17 protein-coding genes are annotated in these 19,706 nt (G+C 45.2%); 13 read left to right on the forward strand and 4 right to left on the reverse strand.

Going from position 1 to position 19,706, the window contains the following annotated elements; genetic code table 11:
- Positions 1-21: 21 nt before the first annotated feature.
- Both LZG72_RS09670 and LZG72_RS09675 read right to left on the reverse strand, forming a co-directional pair.
- Positions 22-615, reverse strand: a complete 594-nt coding sequence (locus tag LZG72_RS09670; protein WP_233870844.1) for a Uma2 family endonuclease — start codon at positions 613-615, stop codon at positions 22-24.
- Between the two features lie 58 nt (positions 616-673).
- Positions 674-1,927 carry an asparagine synthetase B gene (locus LZG72_RS09675; protein ID WP_233870847.1) on the reverse strand — a complete coding sequence of 418 codons (1,254 nt, stop codon included), beginning with the start codon at positions 1,925-1,927 and terminating at the stop codon, positions 674-676.
- Positions 1,928-2,092: 165 nt separating this feature from the next.
- Between LZG72_RS09675 and LZG72_RS09680 the strand changes: the two genes are divergently transcribed.
- On the forward strand, positions 2,093-2,680 hold the full coding sequence (locus LZG72_RS09680; protein ID WP_233870850.1) for a Crp/Fnr family transcriptional regulator: 588 nt from the start codon (positions 2,093-2,095) through the stop codon (positions 2,678-2,680).
- A 104-nt stretch (positions 2,681-2,784) separates the two neighbouring features.
- Positions 2,785-3,570 (forward strand): alpha/beta hydrolase, encoded by a 786-nt coding sequence (locus LZG72_RS09685; RefSeq protein ID WP_233870853.1) that lies wholly within the window; start codon positions 2,785-2,787, stop codon positions 3,568-3,570.
- A 62-nt stretch (positions 3,571-3,632) separates the two neighbouring features.
- Here the strand turns inward: LZG72_RS09685 and LZG72_RS09690 are convergent, their stop codons facing one another.
- Together LZG72_RS09690 and LZG72_RS09695 are read right to left on the reverse strand one after the other, a co-directional pair.
- A complete protein-coding gene (locus tag LZG72_RS09690) occupies positions 3,633-5,342 on the reverse strand; it encodes a hypothetical protein (protein ID WP_233870856.1) in 1,710 nt (569 codons plus the stop codon).
- Between the two features lie 91 nt (positions 5,343-5,433).
- On the reverse strand, positions 5,434-7,047 hold the full coding sequence (locus tag LZG72_RS09695) for an amidase (RefSeq protein WP_233870859.1): 1,614 nt from the start codon (positions 7,045-7,047) through the stop codon (positions 5,434-5,436).
- 256 nt (positions 7,048-7,303) lie between these two features.
- Here LZG72_RS09695 and LZG72_RS09700 point away from each other — a divergent pair, with 256 nt between their 5' ends.
- The 11 genes from LZG72_RS09700 to LZG72_RS09750 all read left to right on the forward strand — a co-directional run bounded on the left by LZG72_RS09700 (position 7,304) and on the right by LZG72_RS09750 (position 19,599).
- Positions 7,304-7,489, forward strand: coding sequence for a hypothetical protein (locus tag LZG72_RS09700; RefSeq protein ID WP_233870862.1), 186 nt, complete (start codon positions 7,304-7,306; stop codon positions 7,487-7,489).
- A gap of 255 nt (positions 7,490-7,744) precedes the next feature.
- On the forward strand, positions 7,745-8,626 hold the full coding sequence (locus tag LZG72_RS09705) for an FAD:protein FMN transferase (RefSeq protein WP_233870865.1): 882 nt from the start codon (positions 7,745-7,747) through the stop codon (positions 8,624-8,626).
- Positions 8,627-8,802: 176 nt separating this feature from the next.
- Positions 8,803-9,417 carry a TetR/AcrR family transcriptional regulator gene (locus LZG72_RS09710; protein ID WP_233870868.1) on the forward strand — a complete coding sequence of 205 codons (615 nt, stop codon included), beginning with the start codon at positions 8,803-8,805 and terminating at the stop codon, positions 9,415-9,417.
- 582 nt (positions 9,418-9,999) lie between these two features.
- On the forward strand, positions 10,000-11,211 hold the full coding sequence (spt, locus tag LZG72_RS09715) for a serine palmitoyltransferase (protein ID WP_233870871.1): 1,212 nt from the start codon (positions 10,000-10,002) through the stop codon (positions 11,209-11,211).
- Positions 11,208-12,329, forward strand: coding sequence for a hypothetical protein (locus tag LZG72_RS09720; protein ID WP_233870873.1), 1,122 nt, complete (start codon positions 11,208-11,210; stop codon positions 12,327-12,329). The genes spt and LZG72_RS09720 overlap by 4 nt, the downstream gene beginning before the upstream one ends.
- The gene (locus tag LZG72_RS09725) at positions 12,326-13,336 is read left to right on the forward strand and encodes an NAD(P)-dependent oxidoreductase (RefSeq protein WP_233870875.1); all 1,011 of its coding nucleotides are present in this window, start codon (positions 12,326-12,328) and stop codon (positions 13,334-13,336) included. The genes LZG72_RS09720 and LZG72_RS09725 overlap by 4 nt, the downstream gene beginning before the upstream one ends.
- A 92-nt stretch (positions 13,337-13,428) precedes the next feature.
- Positions 13,429-15,996, forward strand: a complete 2,568-nt coding sequence (locus LZG72_RS09730; protein ID WP_233870877.1) for a DUF5686 and carboxypeptidase-like regulatory domain-containing protein — start codon at positions 13,429-13,431, stop codon at positions 15,994-15,996.
- A gap of 25 nt (positions 15,997-16,021) precedes the next feature.
- Complete coding sequence (locus LZG72_RS09735) at positions 16,022-16,735, forward strand: sugar phosphate nucleotidyltransferase (RefSeq protein WP_233870879.1); 714 nt, start codon at positions 16,022-16,024, stop codon at positions 16,733-16,735.
- Positions 16,736-16,800: 65 nt separating this feature from the next.
- Entirely contained in the window at positions 16,801-17,670 is an 870-nt protein-coding gene (locus LZG72_RS09740) for a hypothetical protein (RefSeq protein ID WP_233870880.1), read from the forward strand.
- Complete coding sequence (locus LZG72_RS09745; protein ID WP_233870882.1) at positions 17,670-18,605, forward strand: CDP-alcohol phosphatidyltransferase family protein; 936 nt, start codon at positions 17,670-17,672, stop codon at positions 18,603-18,605. Before LZG72_RS09740 ends, LZG72_RS09745 begins: the two co-directional genes overlap by 1 nt.
- Entirely contained in the window at positions 18,586-19,599 is a 1,014-nt protein-coding gene (locus LZG72_RS09750) for a lysylphosphatidylglycerol synthase transmembrane domain-containing protein (protein ID WP_233870885.1), read from the forward strand. The genes LZG72_RS09745 and LZG72_RS09750 overlap by 20 nt, the downstream gene beginning before the upstream one ends.
- Positions 19,600-19,706 lie beyond the last annotated feature (107 nt).

The following is a 19,706-nucleotide window of genomic DNA, read 5'->3' on the forward strand; positions in this document are numbered from 1 at the left end:
AGACAACAATAAGCCGGTTCATCAGCTAAATAGTTCTTCAAGATCAATTTCCAGTTCAGGAAAAATGGAAGACCGTAAGCTTGTAACCGCAGGTTTTAAGCCAATATATCTACCTTCATCGTTTAGAACATACACGAAAACCGCATTTTCTGCAGGTTCAACCAGCCAATATTCCCGGACGCCGCATTCTTCGTAAAGCGTGAATTTATTATCCATTTCTTTACGCGAGTTGCCGGGAGAAAGGATTTCAACGATCAGGTCAGGTGCACCAATGCAGCCGCGTTCGTCGAGTTTTGCATCATCACAAATCACACAAAGATCTGGCTGCACGACAGTGTACACTTTACCGTCGGAAAAATCCTGATTTTTCTTCGGTAAGCGAACATCAAATGGGGCAAAAAAAACATTACAATACTGTCCCTTAAAGAAATTACCGACCTCCAAATGAAGGTCAGCCAAAATCGTTTGATGTCTCCGCGAAGGCGCTGGTGACATCTTGAATATCTTGCCTTTAATGAGCTCTAAACGTTCTTCAAACTGCCACAGCATATAATCCGCGTATGTATAGGTCCCGTTCAGGTCCAGTTGATTAATGTCTGTGATCGTCGTTGTCATAGTATGTTGATTTTTAACAAAACTACCCATTTAACTAAAAAAGGCAAATCACAGGCCGTCACGTCTTCCGCTTCTTCTTCCGCGCCGATGGGAAGAGTACGTTGTTCAAAATCAGCCTGTAACCCGGAGAATTGGGATATAAATTCAGGTCTGTGGGCATTCGGCGACCACCTCCTCCGCGACCTTCTGGATCGTGGCCACCATAAAATGTCCATTGTCCGCGGCCGAGCTCACCGTAAATGTAGCGGTCGGAACTGGCGCTGGTACCCATGATTAATGCACTGGGTTTGACTGTGTATTTTGAAAATGCGGTGGTTTGCCCAAAGAATTCCCGGATCAAATTTTCATGGTTTTGAACCAGCATGGCAGGAATAACATCCCATTTGGCTGAAAAATCGAACAATGAAAAGTAGGCATCGTTTTCGCCCCAGCCGCGGTACCTTCCCGCCGAGGAATTAATGTCCGAGAAATTCATGCCTTCATATTCGTCCAACTGCAGTTTGAAGTTGTGAAAGGCAAACGTTTTGTCGAAATCAAGCTTGGATTGCGCGTCGGGATCAACACCGTCGCCATCCAGGTTATCCACGATATCAATGCCCTCGGCCGCAAGCGCTATATCAAATGTCTCGGCCCCGGAACACATCGCGAACAGAAATCCGCCCCCCGCGCAAAACTCTTTGATCGCTTTGGCAACCGCCAGTTTCATTTTAGAAACTTTCGCATAGCCAAAACGGTTTGCGATGGCTTCCTGTGCTTTAATATCCTGCTGGGTGCTGCGGCGAAGGTTTTTACCAAACTGCCCGGTGAAATCTTCGTGATGCAGATGCAGCCAGTCATATTTGGGCAAATCGCCTTTCAGTATTTCCTCATCATAAATTACATCAAATGGAATCTCTGCGTATTTTAAAACCAGCAAAACAGCATCGGTATTCTCAAACTCGGCGGGACTGATCTTGATGGGCGAATACACGGCAATTTTTGCGGCCTTATGGAGTTTGATTACGTCCATATTCACATTGGGATTGCTAATTTCATTGACGATCTGCTGGCTGGCGGATTCCGACAAAACTTCGTAGGAAATGGCGCGAAGCTTGCATTCATTCTCAATGGATTTACTATACTGGACCTGAAAACTTCCCCCTCGGTAGTTGAGCAGCCAGTCGACGTCGATATCGCCTTTCAGCAACACATAGGCAAGTCCGTAAGCCTTTAAATGATTGGTTTGCGACTTGTCCATCGGGATCAGGATCTGGTTTGCCAGGCAGAACTTCGCAAAAAACACCAACAAAAAGATAGTAGTCTTTTTCAGCATATGGACTGATGTGTTTGTGTCAGGAATTTCAGAGTAGGGGAGGAAATCAAATTTAACGAATAATCGTCATATTTAGAACACTGTAAGTGAGGTTTTTAGGCCGATATATTGAATTAATGGACACAGTTGCTATTTTTGGAATATACGTTATTGATCCCTCCGTTTATGACTGAAAATGAAATACTTGGCTACGCATTAAAACAGTTTGCGGGGATCGGTGAGGAGAGTTTTGCATTGTCACAGCCTTACTGGCAAAAGCGGAATTACGGGAAGGGTGAATTTTACAACGAATACAAGAATGTCTGCAAGCATTTAGGGTTCATTCTCGACGGCGTTTTCAGGACTTACTATGTGAACGATGCTGCTGCCGAGGAGAAGAATGTGTTCTTTTTCTCCAGAAATCAAATCGTCGTTTCGTATAAAAGCTTTGTAACTCAGACGCCCTGCAATTACTATACACAGTCGATGACGGACTCGACGATCCTGTACATTCACATCAATCATCTCACTGAACTCTATCAGGAATCACATGAATGGGAACGCTTCGGGAGGCTGGTCGCGGAAACGGCTTTTAACATTGCGATGACCAAAGCCGAAGGTTTCATGTTCCTGACTCCGGAACAACGCTACCTGGAACTTGTCGAGAGCCATCCCGACATTTTTAATAGCGTTCCATTGTATCATATCGCTTCATATTTAGGTATCCAGGGGCCGTCGTTAAGTCGCATAAGAAAAAGAATGACAGGCAGATAACGATTTTAACCTGGGTTAAAATTATTGTCTTGGTTACTGCTGAATTTTGTCATGTTCAAAGAGGAACACAATCAGAAATTCAAACCTTATAAATCTTAGAAATCATGGAAAGCAGTAACTCCAAAACCGTCGTATTTGTGACAGGTGCATTCGTAAGTAACAGCGGCTGGGATGAATGGAAAACTTATTTTGAAGCCAAGGGCTATAAAACTTACGCACCGGCCTGGCCTCACAAAGACGCTCCCGCTGCTGAATTGCGAAAAAGACAACCAAACGACATTGCCCTCGCAACGCTGACTTTGCAAGAAGTAATTGATTCTTACGCAGACTTTATCAAAAAATTACCTGAAAAACCGATCATCATCGGCCACTCGCTGGGTGGATTAATGACACAAATTTTGATCAACAAAGGATTAGGCGTTGCGGGAGTTGCAATCCACTCCGTACCTCCGCAAGGCGTATTCCCCTATGAATTCTCATTCTTGAAAGCGGGCTGGAAAGCTTTGGGGCTATTTACTTCGCTCAAAAAAACCTACTTAATGTCGCTTTCTGACTGGCAATATGCATTCACTAATGGAATGTCGCTGGAAGATCAGAAAAGAACATACGAAGAAAACACGATCCCTGAATCCAAAACAGTAGCGAGAGGTGGGCTGACATCCGCAGCGAAAGTTGATTTCGCTAAACCGCACGTTCCGCTTTTGCTGACATCCGGGGATAAAGACACGATCATTCCTGCACATTTGAACTTCCGTAATTTCAAAGCGTATAAAAACAGCGGTTCGGTTTTAGAATACAAAGAATTTCCAGGTCGTAACCACTTTGTACTCGGGTTGCCAACCTGGAAAGAAGATGCCGATTACATTCTGGAATGGCTGGACAGAAACTAACATTGTCAACATCCGTGAGATATTGACAATGTTGTAAAGGCTTCGAAAAGAGCTGCGATCAGCTACTGAAACCGGATAACGTGATGAAAAGGAGTGAGACCGGTCAGAAAAACGGTCGGTGCTTCCATTGCCGGCAATGCCCCCCGCAATGCGATGTTTTTATGCGAAGCAGTTCCAGGCCCGAATGAAATGGTGTCGCTGCCAAATGTATAGCTGCCATTTCCATCTTTTAAAAGCCACGAATCCTTGGTGTTTTCAATTTTGGAAACACCTTTCAATTCACCGCCCGGACGGAAAATTAGTTCCAGCGCCGCAGGCACACGTTCTGTTCCGGAAGTTGTGATTTCGATTTCAATGCCGTTGGAAAGCTCCTTAACCTTAATCTTGGTTTCGAGAACCTGGACTTCGCTTTTTGGTCGAAAATTTCTTGGCATTTTCTCCCAGTCGCCGTCAGCAACGATCGATTCTTTTGGGTAGGGTTGATAATAGGGTCCGTCCAGTTTCTGTGTTAGTTCCCAGCTATTTCCATTCTGGACAAGCTTTTCAGATTGAAATTGACCTTTTCCAAAAAAAGAAGAAGCAAAACGTACCCCCTGCAAAACGGCTGTCCCTTTCATGAATGTAAGCCAGACAGGATTATTGGCAATCAGCGTACTGTCCCAATTATTCCTTCTGATCCTGACCAGTCCGGAAATCGGGAATGTCTTTACATAACTCACCGGCAGTGGTTTTTCGGCGGGTAGATTTACCCATAATGAAGGGTCTGTCAGAAAGTAATCGATGAATGAACCGGTTTTCGCACCAGCCGTGTTTTCGATCATTTTGCACATCGCGGCATATTCGCCATTCTGATCTTTTATCGCCAGGTAACGATAAGGATAGTAGTAGTTTTCAAGCGTCCCAATGATGGCTTTGTCTTGCCGGCCCGACGCGTCTGTCACGATCTCTCCGTTTGGGTGAACGTAGAACATGGTCATATTCAGGTTCTTCCGGACGTAATCCAGTAATTCGGGTTTCTTCATTCCTTTTGCCACGGTAATCAGCAGGCGATCGGTCAGAGACGAGTAAATGAATGTACTTTTCTCATTGTATTGGCCGTCCCGGTCCATGTCAATGTGTTCGCCGAGCCACTGTTCAATGCGGGCGGTATATTTTGGATTAGGCCAAAGTTCGTTCAGTTTCGTCAATGCGGCCGAAACTACCCAGCGGTGATTCGGCGTGTGAATGCCTCCGACGCTCAACGCATCGCCTGCCCGGATCAGAAAAGTTTTCAGATTTGGTAAAACCTTTTCGACTCCCGGCGTACCCGATTTCTCCATTAATGCATACGCCATGGTCAGTCTCTTCACGAGAAAACCGGTATCTGGTGTCGAATGAAAATTAGTCGATAAAAGGTCAATTGTTCCGTCTGCATGCTGCGTTTTTACGAGATACAATGCGGCCAGGTTCATATCCGCCAGCAACTCCGTCGATCTGTAAAATTTTGAAGTGGGTGAAAATAGCCCGCATGCGCCAATCTGGATCAGTGCCGACGTGCTATGTGGGTTAAGTAAATCAAACCCGTCTTTCAATCCACCCAATGCAGGATCTCCGGCATCTGTGACTTGATATTTCCGCAGAGACTCAATACCGAGATCATTCCGGCTGATCATTGCGAGCAGCCAGTCCGGCATTGGTCCGGCCTGGGATTTATTGGAAATGCGTGTGAGGGAAATGGCAGGTAATGCGCAAAGAGTAAGTGCGCTGTTGGTAACAAACTGTCTTCTATTCATGAAACTGGATTTACTTTCAGAATAAAAAGAACCGCTGACGAACGGATTACTATAAATCGCCGAGATTAATCTTCATAGCAACCTTAACTTCCTATTTTTCAATGATCGGCACCGTTTTAAGAAATTTGGGTGCGGTCCGGTTTTTCGAAACCTGTTCATACGCGTAGGCAATGCTGATCAGCTGCGGCTCACTATATGCTTTTCCCAAAAATGAAACACCCACGGGCAACTCATTCAAAAGCCCCATTGGAAGCGTAATGGAAGGGAAACCGGAGATAGCAGCAGGCCCGTAACCCCCATAACCGGTCCAGAAATCGCCGTTAACCGGATCAATGCACCAGGGTGCGCCGGTGGCCGGGCCGCAAAGTGCATCCAGCTTTTGATCTTCAAACATTTGGTTGAGCGATGACTCCACGCTCACGATCTTTTTCAAAGCTTCCTGATAATCAGCCGCTTTCAGATCAGCTTTTGCCTGTGATTTTTCGAATAATTCCTGTTTAAAATAAGGCATTGCAGCGGCCTCATTTGCTTTATTAAATGCAATCAAGCCTTCCAGGTTTTTGATTTTTGCATTCGACTTTGAAAGATATTTGTTCAATCCATCCTTAAACTCATATTGCAGCAGCGCAGATTCCGCGCCATCCAGCTCCTGCACTTTCATATACTCCACCTCTATTATTGTTGCACCACTTTTTTTCATTTGAGCTATCGCCCGCTGAAAAAGCGAATCCATGCCTTCGTGTTCTTTCAGGAAGCTTTTTTCGATTCCGATACGCTTGCCTTTCAGTCCGTTTGCATCCAGAAACTTTGTATACTCAGCCGGCAGCGGTTCTTTGCTTATATGCCTCGGCGGGTCAGATGGGTCGGCACCTTTCATGGCGGAAAGTAACGCAGCGGCGTCGGCGACCGTCCGGCCGAATGGCCCGGCAGTATCCTGCGTACTCGAAATGGGGATGATACCCGACCGGCTCACTAGCCCCACAGTTGGTTTAATGCCAACCACGCCATTCATTGAAGCCGGGCAAGCAATGGACCCGTTTGTTTCCGTTCCTACGGCAACAGCGCAAAGGTTTGCTGCAACTGCAACGCCCGATCCCGAGCTCGAACCGCACGGAGACCGGTCGGTCGCATATGGATTGCGCGTTTGCCCACCGCGGCTGCTCCACCCGCTCGACGACCGGGTGGAACGAAAATTTGCCCATTCACTCAGATTCGTTTTGCCCAGGATCACAGCTCCCGCTTCCCTCAGCATTCTTACGACATAGGCATCGGCGGACGCAATATTCCCTTCCAATGCCAGTGAACCGGCTGTTGTCTGCATTTTATCAGCAGTATCTATATTATCCTTGATCAACACGGGTATACCGTGCATCGGGCCGCGCGTCTTTCCATCTTTTCTTTCTTTATCAAGTGCATCGGCAATGGAGAGTGCATCCGGGTTCGGTTCAATGACTGCGTGTAGTGACGGACCTTTCCGGTCAAGCTTTTCGATTTGATCGAGATAATGCTGGGTGATGACACGTGAGCTCAGCGATCCGCTTTGCATTCGTTTTTGCAGCTCTGCGACTGTAATTTCATCAAAACCGTTTTCCACCTCCTCGTCAGAGTGTCCGCTCTTTTCTTTTGAAACACATTGAACTGCAGGGAATGCGAGTGTAAGAAAACCCGCAGCCGAAGAAAGATGAATAAACGTGCGCCGTCTCATAGACCTTCAAAATCGTTTAGGTATAAATGCAATATATGAAGTTATGAAAACTGTTTCAGGACTAATTGACGCCCGTTTACGCCATAGAAGGACTATTTGCTATGTAAGTGTAATAATTGTACTACAACAATAAGTTTAAGCGTAGTTTTATTTCTTAGAATAATCTTAAAAAATTATTAAATTATTACAAATTGGTGGGTGGCATGATTATTTATTTAATTTTGTTAATGAAAACTATTACTTAAACGATTAGACTATGGGCTTCCTATCAAATATGATGTTTTACTGCGGGAAGTTTCTGTTTGCAACTATTTTATTTGTTGCAATGATTATTTCGACAATCATCTCACTTCCTTTTATAGGAGCGGGAATGATAAAGGATGCGATGAATTCGCATCACCAGCAAGCAGACCAGAACAACCTTTTCGACTATTACAGTTAACAGGTTAAGTAAATACCGCAGTCAAAACGGGGATGAGCCAGGAGGTTCATCCCCGTTTTGTTTTTCAGGGGTAGCCCTTTTTAAAACATTTTAACGGCCAGGTTTTCGTTGAAATGAAGTAATTTTCCGACCGGTTACTTCAAGTTGACAATGACTCATTTTAAATTCTTCCCGGCAGTTTTCATTTTTTTTGCCGGTTCTTTTTTCAATCCCTCTTTTTGCCAGCAACAGCGGTACACTTTCGAAAAAGGCCTCATGGGCTCACCGTTCAAGCTTGTATTTTATGCAGATAACGATTCGCTTGCTCAGGTTGCCGCCAATAAAGCGTTTGGGCGTGTGGAACAACTTAATGAGATTATGAGCGACTACCGGGATGGTAGCGAGATCAACCGGCTTTCGGCACAGTCGGGCAGTGGTAAATGGGTACATGTAAGTAAAGATCTGTTTGACATTCTGGCAATTTCACAAGACATCAGTGCAAAAACCGGCGGGGCGTTTGATGCGACGCTGGGCCCGCTCGTGCAAATGTGGCGCCATGCTACCCGCAAAGGTATTTTCCCGACAAACGAAGAGATCGAAGACGCGAAGAAACGGACGGGATATAAAAAAATGAAAATGAGGGCTTCTTCGCAGACCATTCTTTTAACCCAAAAAGGCATGCGGCTTGATATTGGCGGACTCGGAAAAGGTTACACTGCCGAGGAGGCGATTAAGGAATTAAAAAAATTGGGTATTACCTCCGCCATGATGGACGCTGGTGGTAAAATCGTTCTTACAAATCCGCCTCCCGGCTCGAAAGGCTGGAAAATCACCGTTTCCAACGGAAGTGATTCGCTCAAAACCATGGATCTGGCCAATGTCTCCCTGGCTACATCCGGGCCGACGTACCGTTACATGGAACACAAAGGTGTGCGTTACTCGCATATTGTTGATCCTCAAACCGGTATAGGCCTGCTTTTTCATGTGCGTACCACGGTTATTTCTCCCGAGGGTACCCTTGCCGATGCGCTGGCCACAGCATTCAGCGTAGCGGGAATCGAGCAAAGCAAAAAATACATGAAGCATTTCCCCACAAGTAAAGTGTGGCTGGTCGAAAAACAGGACCAGCGCGTCGCCGACTGGAATACCCTCGATTAACCTTAAAAATCCTCTCTTTTTGTACAAAATCAACATAAAATTTTCTTAAATAAACATTTTAAATGGTTGTTTAAACTATTCATTTAAAACGTTTGTTCGTCTCGTAGGATCAAGCAATCTTTGGTACATCATCAGCATTCAGCTTTACCACTGATTTTAACCTAACAGAAGAACAAGTGAAGTGTATCGCAGAAAAAAGTGAGGATAAGATTAAAGAAGCGGCAAAGCGGATTTTTCTTAAAAAGGGGTTCGACGGGACCACTTCGCGGGACATTGCCCGGGAAGCGGATATGAACATTGCCCTGACAAACTATTATTTCCGGAGTAAAGAGAAGCTATTCATCGAGATTTTTAAAGATCTCATGGAAATGTATTATCAAAGCGTGGTCGATATCCTGAACAAGCCCATCGATATCAAGGCGAAGATTTCGGAGATCATCGAGAACAATTACCGGATGATGAAGCAGGAGCCGGACCTGGTCATTTTCATTATGAACGAGATCCATAAGGATCCTGAAAGGCTGCTCATCAAGACGCCTTTATATAATCAGATCAAGACGACGGTGTTTAGTCAGCAATTGGATGCAGGCATTAAGAATGGGACGTTGAGGGACATACGGATCGAAAATATCCTGCCATTAATGACCAGTTGCATTGAATTTTTGTTTCTGGGGAAAGGAATTCATCAGAAGATTTTCAGCATGACGGACGAAGATTTCGAGGCTTTTGCGCAGAGTCACAAAGAACACGTCAAGTCGATGATCTGTCATTACCTGATCCTGGAAAATTAAAGTCGTGGTCGTTCATCCACCACATCAACCGTCAGTACAAATACAAATTGCTCGGAGAGCTGGCGTGGCCGATATTGATCAATGTTTAGTACAAAACGGGAGACAATATTTCGGGCAGGCGCAGAAATTATAAAAAAGCGGATGGCATGTTATTTTGTATTAACATCTGACGATTTCATAACGCTCATTATACGTAAGTAATGTTTGTTATCAGGTTCATTGTCAGTGTGTTCATAAAAGTCCGTTTGTCGTAGCTTTCAGAATTACTTGCCCGAACCTGCCGGAGCCGACTCTCAAAGTAACTATTAAGCGGTTTGGAGTGATATTTAATGGTAAGGGAAGTTAAAAGGAGATTAAAATTCAAAGGCTCTTTTTAACGGTAAAATACAAAATGATTGACCAGTTTTTTGAACTAGTGGGCCGGGTATGTGGTTCTCTAAAAAACTCACGTTTCAAAAATTATTTAACATGGAAAAAAACAATTACAACACCAATTAATAGCCTGATGCCTTCCGATCAGGCCACAGCCTGAGGCCAACCGGCACCCCACTAAAGAAGCTGTTGATTCTGACATTAATTATTATGGGTAAAAAATTAAATAATCGTATCGCCGAATTTAAAGATGCGGCTGCGGTAAGAGAGAGCGGATTATATCCCTTTTTCAGACCTATTGAATCCGGACAGGATACAGAGGTGATTATTAACGGGAAAACGGTCCTGATGTTCGGATCGAATTCTTATCTGGGATTGACTTCCCATCCTTACATTATCGAGGCTTCTCAGAAAGCCGCTCAGAAATATGGTACCGGTTGTGCCGGTTCGCGTTTTTTAAACGGGACGCTGGACATTCACGAGGAACTGGAAGGTCGCCTGGCCAAATTTACCGGTAAGGAAGACGCCATTCTTTTCAGTACGGGTTACCAGGCCAATCTGGGCGCATTGTCTTGTCTGACAGGCCGTAACGATTACCTTGTTCTCGACGAAAGTGATCATGCATCGATCATTGACGGAAGCCGCCTTTCATTTTCAAAGGTGATTAAGTACGCACATAATGACATGAACGATCTACGTAAAAAGCTGAGCCTTCTTCCGGAAGAAGCAGACAAGCTGATTGCTACGGACGGGATTTTCAGCATGGAAGGCGACATTGTGAATTTGCCGGAACTCACTGCCATTGCCGCAGAATTTGATGCAACGGTACTTTGCGATGATGCCCACAGCCTCGGTGTAATAGGTGAAAAAGGTGCGGGAACGGCTTCCTATTTCGGGTTGACGGATTCCACGGACCTGATCATGGGGACGTTCAGCAAGTCGCTGGCCTCGCTCGGAGGGTTTATTGCGGGAGATGCAGCTATCATCGATTTCATGAAACACCGTGCGCGTTCGCTGATGTTCAGCGCAAGTATGACGCCAGCTTCGGTGGGAAGTACATTGGCAGCTTTGGATATCATTGAGTCTGAGCCACATCACATGGAACGTCTTTGGGCAAATACCCGGTATGCGAAAGAATTGTTGCTGGTAAATGGTTTTGATCTCGGCCGCACCGAAAGCCCGATTTTGCCGCTTTATATCCGTGACAACCAGAAGACTTTCATCATGACGAAACGTCTGCAGGATGAGGGGATTTTTGTTAATCCGGTGGTTTCTCCGGGTGTGCGCCCCGAGCAGTCTCTGATCCGTTTTTCATTAATGGCCACACACACATTCAGTCAGATTGAAGAAGCAGTTGACAAAATGTCCCGCATTTACAGGGAAGTGTGCCCAGAAGCGATCAGAGAACGCCAAAGATTATGAAACGAATAGTACCAGTAAACTCTTCCAGGGAATTCAGCTCATTTATTGATTTTCCTCATGACCTCTATCAAAACGACAAAAACTACGTTCCGGAGCTGTTTATAGCGCAAAAGGACATGCTCACCCCGGGAAAGCATCCTTTTCACGAGCATTCTCAGGTCCAGCTGTTTTTGGCGTATGATGAAAATAAAATAACAGGTCGTATCGCTGCCATTTTCAATACGAACTATAATGCATTTGTTGGTGAAACGGCGGGTTTTTTCGGTTTTTTCGACACCATTAAAGATCAGGAAACGGTTGATCTGCTTTTAAATGCAGCCATTTCCTGGGTAAAAGAAAAAGGCGCCCAAAGCATCATGGGCCCGGTGAATTTGTCGACAAATGAAACCTGCGGTCTTCTGATAGATGGTTTTGACAGGCCGCCGATGGCGATGATGGCTTATAATGCACCCTACTATCAGCAGTTGCTGGAAAATGCAGGACTTGCCAAGAAGACGGATTTGCTGGCTTACGAAATTAACACGGCGACTGCGAGTGACAGGTCGATCAAGATGATCGATGCTTTGGAAAACAGGCTGCAAAGAAGCGGGATAACCATTCGTCAGGTGAATCTAAAGGATTTTAAAAATGAGGTTGTCAAAATACGGGAGGTGTACAATAAGGCCTGGGACAAGAACCTCGGTTTTGTGCCGATGACCGAAAAGGAATTCGATTATCTGGCGAAAGACCTGAAAATGGTATTGGATCCGCGATTCTGTCTGGTTGCGGAAAAGGATAACAAACTGGTTGGATTTATACTCGGGATTCCGGATATCAATCAGATCCTGATCAAAATTAAGAAGGGACGTTTATTGCCGACTGGTATTTTCAAACTCTTGTTTGGCAAAAAGAATATAACCCGGCTTCGCGTACTCACATTAGGGGTATTGGAAGGTTACCGGAAAATGGGCATCGAAGCATGTTTATACGGACGTGTCATCAAAAATACGGAAGGGACAAAAATCACAGGAGGAGAGTGCTCCTGGATGCTCGAAGAAAATTACCTGATGAACCACGCCATTGAGCAGATCAATGGAAAATTATATAAAAAATACCGATTGTACGAGAAGGCGATATGACAGAAAAGGTATTCATAACGGGGGCGAGCGGGTTTATTGGCTACCATCTGGTGCACGCGGCGATTGAGGCAGGTATGGAAGTGCACGCGGCAGTGAGGCCAACCAGCGACCTGACGTTCCTGAAAAAACTGCAGACTGCTTCCCAGCAGCTGGTGTTTGTGAATACCGATTTCAGTTCAAAAGAGTCTTTAAGAACGCAGCTTGAAAAGGGAGGATATTCCTACATTATTCATGCCGCGGGCGTCACCAAAGCCAAAAGTGCCGCTGCTTACAATCTGGTGAATGCCGAATATTCATTGAACCTGGCGCAGGCGGCCATGTCGGCGGATATTCCTTTAAAACGGTTTGTTTTTTTGAGCAGCCTGGCCGCGATCGGGCCGCTGGCTTACTCGGAACAACAACCCATTACTGAAGAAACATTACCGGTTCCCGTTACGGATTATGGTAAAAGCAAGTTACTGGCTGAAAAGTACCTCGAAGAAGTCAGTGGCCTGCCATTAAGCATCATCCGTCCGACGGCCGTTTACGGCCCGGGAGAAAAGGACCTGTTTGTGTTATTCAAAACATTAAGTAAAGGTTTGGACGCATACATCGGCAATGGACCGCAGAGGTTGAGTTTTGTGTATGTGAAAGACCTGGTAACTGCCACGATGGCGGCACTGACGGAGAATCAAAAGGAAGTTACGGTTTACAATATTTCTGACGGCCAGTCTTATGACCGTTATGCATTGGCAGACCGTTTCAGGGAGATCAGCGGAAAGCCTGTTTTCAGGGCGCATTTGCCAATGTTTCTGGTAAAAATAATGGCCGGCTTTCTGGATATGATCTACGCATTTTCGTCTGCGACGCCTGTACTGAACAGGGAAAAACTGAAAGAACTGACAGCATCAAACTGGATCTGTAGTATTGAAGCTGCGAGGAGTAATCTGCATTACCAGCCGCAATATGATCTGCGTCAAGGTCTTACAGAAACATTGACTTGGTATAAGGAAAATAATTGGCTATGAATTTTTAGCTACCTGACTGATCACGAACCGGATTTTCCGCGTAAATGATGCAAACAGGGATCGGGTAGCGCGACACGTTATGATTTTCAAAAATGAAAACAATAAGTAAGTCGGTGTGGTATAGAATCCTCGTGATAGTCTGCATGTTGCAGGTAGGACTGGGGGCGGCCATAGCGCAAAATACTACTGTAAAAGGAACCATTAAAGATGCCCGGACGGGCGAAACGCTCCCCTATGTTTCCATCATCATTCCAGGTACTACCATGGGTACGTTATCGGATGTTGACGGACGTTACGCGATGACATTGCGCGAAAATCATCCTACAATCAAGTTCACATACGTCGGGTATCTGAGTGTTGAAAAGCAGATTAGCGCAGGCAATGATCAGGTGATCGATATCAAAATGTCGGTGGATGCTTCGATGCTGAAAGAGGTGACCATTAAAGGAAAAGGCCGCTACCGGAACAAAGATAATCCGGCCGTGCAGCTGATCCGTGAGGTGATTGCGCACAAAGATCAGAACAAGATGGCTGCCAACGAATATGTGGAGTACGAGCAGTACGAAAAGATCTCGATGGCATTGAGTAATCTTTCCGACAACTTTAAAGACAGACGCGTATTTAAGAACTATCAGTTTTTATTCAAAGAGCAGGATTCGACGGCAATGGGAGGCAAAAATATGCTTCCGGCTTACATTGAAGAAAAGCTTTCGCAGGTTTATTTCCGGAAAAGTCCATATACCAAAAAGCAGAAAGTACTTGCGAACCGCCGCGCCGAGTTTGACGCCAAATTTGTAGATAACGACGGTTTGAGCAACTATTTCAACCGGCTTTACGAAGATATCAACATTTACGACAATGATATTTCAGTCGCGACGAACCTGCTATTGAGCCCGATCGCTAACTCCGCGCCGACGTTCTATAAATTCTTCATTCGCGACACTGTCAAGACAACTACGCCATGGCTGATTGAATTAGGTTTTGTGCCCAGAAATAAAACCGACATGCTTTTTGAGGGAAAACTATTCGTTACTCTCGATGGGAACTATGGCGTGCAAAATGCATATTTGACAGTAAACAAAGACATTAACCTGAACTTCATGCGGGATTTGGAAGCAAGTCTCGAATTTGAAAAGGGCCCGGACGGAAGGTACCATCCGACCAAAACCAGCCTGGCAATGGAGTTTGCGTTAGGTGAAAAAGGCGGCGGACTTTACGGTCAGCGGGTGGTGAATTTCAAGGATTACAAGATCAATGAAGCTCGCCCCGACAGTGTATACAAAGGTCCGAACGAAGAAATTGCGTACAATCCTGAGATAAAAACCGGCGATTCTTTCTGGAATTCGGCGAGGCACATTCCATTGGAGCGCAGCGAGCTGGATATTTACCGGAACATCGATACCCTGCAGACGATACCTTCTTTTAAACGTACCATGGACATTGCTACCCTGTTTCTGGCGGGTTACAAATCCTTCGGAAAAGTGGAGATCGGCCCATTCAATACCTTTTACAGCTTCAATCCGGTGGAAGGTTTCCGGCTTCGTTTTGGCGGTAGAACGACAACTGAGTTGAGCAAACGCGTGTACTTTGAGACCTATGCCGCATATGGGTTTAAGGATCAGAAGTGGAAGTACTTTCTAAGTGGTACCTATTCATTTAATAACAAATCGGTCTACCATTTTCCGCTGAACTACCTCCGGGCAAGTTACCAGCGCGACACCAAGATCCCGGGTCAGGAACTGCAGTTTGTGCAGGAAGATAATTTCCTCTTGTCTTTTAAAAGAGGAGATAACAACCGGTGGCTGTACAATGACATTTACAAGCTGGAATATGTCCGGGAGCTGGAAAACCACCTTTCTTACAAGGTCGGTTTTACGCAATGGAGACAACATGCGGCGGGTATACTTCGCTACGAAACGCTTGACGAAGAAGGAGTTCTAAGAAATGTGGGTGCATTGAGTAACACCGAGGCCAATTTTGAGCTCCGGTATGCGCCTAACGAGCAATTTTATCAGGGAAAACTGTACCGGACGCCCATTATCAACAAATACCCGATTTTCACATTACGCTATAATGCGGGGATCAAAGGTGTGTTTGAAGGCCAGAACGATTACCATAATATGGCCGCGAACATTTCGAAACGGTTTTATTTATCCCAATTCGGATATGCGGACGTAACCACTGAAGGCGGGTATACTTTTGGAAGCAAAATCCTGTTCCCGCTGCTAACGGTGCACCGCGCCAACCAGACGTATGCTTATCAGCTCAATTCTTATAACCTGATGAACTTCCTGGAATTTGTCAGTGACCATTATGCGAGCGTGGATGTGCAATACTATATGAATGGTTTTGTGTTCAACAAAATCCCCTTGTTGAAAAAATTGAAACTGAGGGAAGTTTTCAGTTTCAAAGGATTAATGGGTGGCCTGCGTGACGAAAACAATCCGGCATATAACCCCGAACTCTTCCGCTTTCCGGTGGATGTGGACGGCAAGCCGATCAGTTATACATTATCCAGACAACCTTACATTGAAGGAAGTGTGGGTATAGCCAACATATTCAAGTTGTTGCGGGTTGACCTGGTTAAAAGGTTTACCTACCTGAACAATCCGAATGTTTCCGAATGGGGAATCCGGGCACGTTTCAAGCTTGATTTTTAAGAATAAGACGATAGACACCAATCATATGAATTATGCAATTATAGCAGCCGGGGAAGGTTCGCGCCTGGCGAAGGAAGGTTTCAAACTTCCAAAACCGATGGTGAGTCTTTACGATGAAATGCTGATAGACAGGCTGATACGGATTTTTATGCACAATCATGCGGAAAAGATCATGATCATCATCAATGAAGAATCGACCAGCCTCGAAAAGCATTTGGCAGAGCTGAGTTTGACGATGCCTATTGAGGTCGTCAAAAAATCGACACCGAGTTCTTTGCATAGTGTATACGAACTTTTGAATGCAAATCCGGACCTGGAATCGGTGTGCCTGACTACGACGGATACCGTTTTCAAGGAAGAGGAGTTTGAGGCATATATCGCCGAGTTTGAAGGGAATCCGAATTTGGAAGGTCAAATGGCGGTTACGTCATTTATCGATGACGAAAGTCCATTGTTCGTAACTGTTTCTGAGGATCAGACCATTACCGCATTCACGGACGAAAATAGTACGCATACGCCTTTTGTATCGGGCGGCATTTACTGTCTCCGGAAAAAGGCCATTCAGAATGTAAACCTGGCCGTCGAACATGGCGTGAGCCGGATGCGCAATTTTCAGCGGCAGCTCGTTGAAAACGGCATTAAACTCCGCGCATACCCATTTTCCAAAATTGTGGATGTCGATCATGTGAGTGATATCCGAACAGCAGAATTGTTTTTGAGGCCGGAACATGCGGCTTGAAAAAATAGCATAACAACAAACACCAATTACATAAAGGCCGGAGCGTTTTGCCGGCCGCAGCGTACATGAATGAATTAGAAATACTCGGTGTGCACCGTAACAGGAAGTTTTCACCAAACCACATTGGAAATGACGATGCGATTTTCTCGATGACCGCCAAAGAACTTCAAAAGAGAGGTTGTGAGGTTACGATCATTTGTGAAGATGAATTTTTAGCGCTGGAAACGATTACCCAGCCAAGCATCTTCACGATGGCGAGACAAAAGGAGGTCGTCAGTAAACTGCAGATTCTGGAAAAAGTTGGAAAACAGGTCGTTAACTCCGCTTTCGGAATTGAAAACTGCTTTCGTACCAACCTTACCAATGCATTGAACCTGAACGACATTCCGGTTGCGGAAAGTTACATTGTCCCGACCAGCTATCAGGAAGATGAAGTTTTTGAAAAAATAAAAGGAAAAGGGTACTGGATCAAACGGGGCGACTTCCACGCGATCCATAAAGAAGACGTTTCATTTGCGGTTTCGAAAGACGAGGCGAAGGAAATATTGCGTGAATATGCATTGAGGGACATTCCCGATGCCGTGATCTCTCAGCATCTGGTCGGCGACCTGGTCAAATTTTATGGCGTGAGCGGAACGGATTTTTTCTTCTGGTTCTACCCCTATGATAACAATCATCACAAATACGCGGATTATCAAAGCATTAACGGCGATTCGGCGCATTATAAGTTCGATGCTCAGCAATTGAATGAAGTCGCGACAAAAGCGGCTGGTGCTGTGGGGATCGATATTTATGGGGGCGATGCGATTGTCGGTAAAGACGGTCAGTTTGCCATCATCGACCTCAACGACTGGCCAAGTTTTGCGCCCTGCCGCGACCAGGCAGCCGGACATATTGCCGGAAGGATCTATGAAAAATTTACAACGCATAATTAATGGAAACCAAGAGTACGTCATTTGAAAATTCACTGAAATCCAACGATACCGAGGAGCAGATCGACATTTGGTTTTACCGCCCAATCGGCTACCAGATCGCATTGTTTTGTGCGAAAGTGGGTTTGAGACCGAATCCGGTGACCATTATCAGTATCTTTTTCGGAGTAGCTGCGGGTATCCTGTTTTATTATCAGGAACTGTGGATCAATGTGATCGGAATGCTTTTGCTGGTTTTCGCCAATTCTCTGGATAGTGCCGACGGACAGCTGGCGCGGATGACGAATGATAAAAGCAGGCTGGGACGTATTTTGGATGGGGCGGCCGGGGACTTCTGGTTTATCGCCATTCACATTGCGATCTGTTTGAGAAGCCAGCAGGAAGGTTGGAGTGCCTGGATCTGGATGCCTGGCGTACTTGCCGGCGCGTCGCATGTGGTACAATCGGCAATGGCGGATTACTATCGGAATGTGCATTTATTTTTCATTAAAGGAAAATCGGGGAGTGAGTTGGATAACAGTCAGGACCTGCAAAAAGAGTATGACCGAATGAGCTGGTCAAAGAATTTCGGAATGAAACTGATCGCCCGGTTCTATCTGAACTATACCAATATGCAGGAAAGCTTCTCGCCAAAACTGCAGAAGCTGCTGGGCATTGTGAAGAAAACGTATCCAAATGAACTTCCAACCGAGCTGGTAACCAGTTTTCGTGCGCAAAACAAGCCGTTGATGAAGTATACCAACATTGTCCAGTTCAACACGCGGGTACTTTTCTTGTTCTTGTGGTTATTCCTTGATCAGTCCTGGATCTATTTCTTTTTCGACATGTTCATTCTCAACCCGATTCTGGTATACATGATCGTGAACCAGGAAAAAGTGAGCGCGTTTTTCTATGAAAAGATTTTGAAAGAAAAAACGAATGAATTCCAAAGTATATAAAGCAGTTTTCCTGGCGATTGGCGTCGTGTCACTGGGCTATATGGTCTATGGAACGGGGCTGGACGTCATCTGGAAAGACATTCAGCGCACCGGAATCTGGTTTATACCTGTGATTGGAAGCTGGCTGCTGATCTATATTTTAAATGCATTTGCATTCCGTTCCATTATCCGTGAGCCTGATCTGCCCGAAACCAATCTTTCGTTCTGGTCAGTTTTGAGGTTAACCATTTCAGGATACGCGATCAATTACATTACGCCGTTTGTGGCACTTGGCGGCGAACCGTACCGCATTCTCGAATTGAAACCCGCATTGGGGATCCAGAAAGCAACATCTTCAGTATTGCTATACAGCCTGATGCACATGTTTTCGCATGTCATTTTCTGGCTGGCGTCTATTATACTGATCGTCGCGGTGGTACCATTGAGCAATACAATGCTGGCTGGCTGCGGGATTTTGCTGGTTGTGGGGTTGGTTTTGGCGTATTGGTTTATTAATGTGTATAAAAAAGGCTTCACGATCAGCACGTTCCGGCTGCTGGAAAAGATTCCTTTTATCAAAAACAGGGCGCGTGACTTTGCATTGAAGAATGCAGAGACACTTTATGAAGTAGATGAACAGATCCGCATTCTGTATGCAGAAAGGCGCAATGTGTTTTATTCGTCGCTTTTCTTTGAGTTTGCCGCCCGGGTAATCGGCTGTTTGGAAATCTATTTCACAGCGCAGGCAATCGGTTTGGAAATGACATTATCCCAATCTCTGATCGTCAGCTCCGGATCTTCCCTTTTCGCGAATGTGATTTTTTTCTTTCCCATGCAGTTGGGAACGAGGGAAGGCGGATTGGTGCTTGCATTAAGAAGTATCGGACTAGCATCATCGCAAGGAATTTTCATAGGTGTAGTGATGCGGATCCGAGAAATCGTCTGGATCGGGATTGGGCTGGCGTTGATGGGGAGGAAAGTGAAGGAAAAACCGGTTTTAGCTGTTAGCGATTAGCTGTTAGCTTTTAGTTTTTTTTGCTACCACCTGAATATTTAGAGCATTTATTTTTTGTTACTAAGCCAACAACTTAAAGCTTATTATAATAATAATTTTCAAAAAGC

Source organism: Dyadobacter sp. CY323 (genome assembly GCF_021390245.1).
In the GTDB taxonomy this organism is placed as follows: domain Bacteria; phylum Bacteroidota; class Bacteroidia; order Cytophagales; family Spirosomataceae; genus Dyadobacter.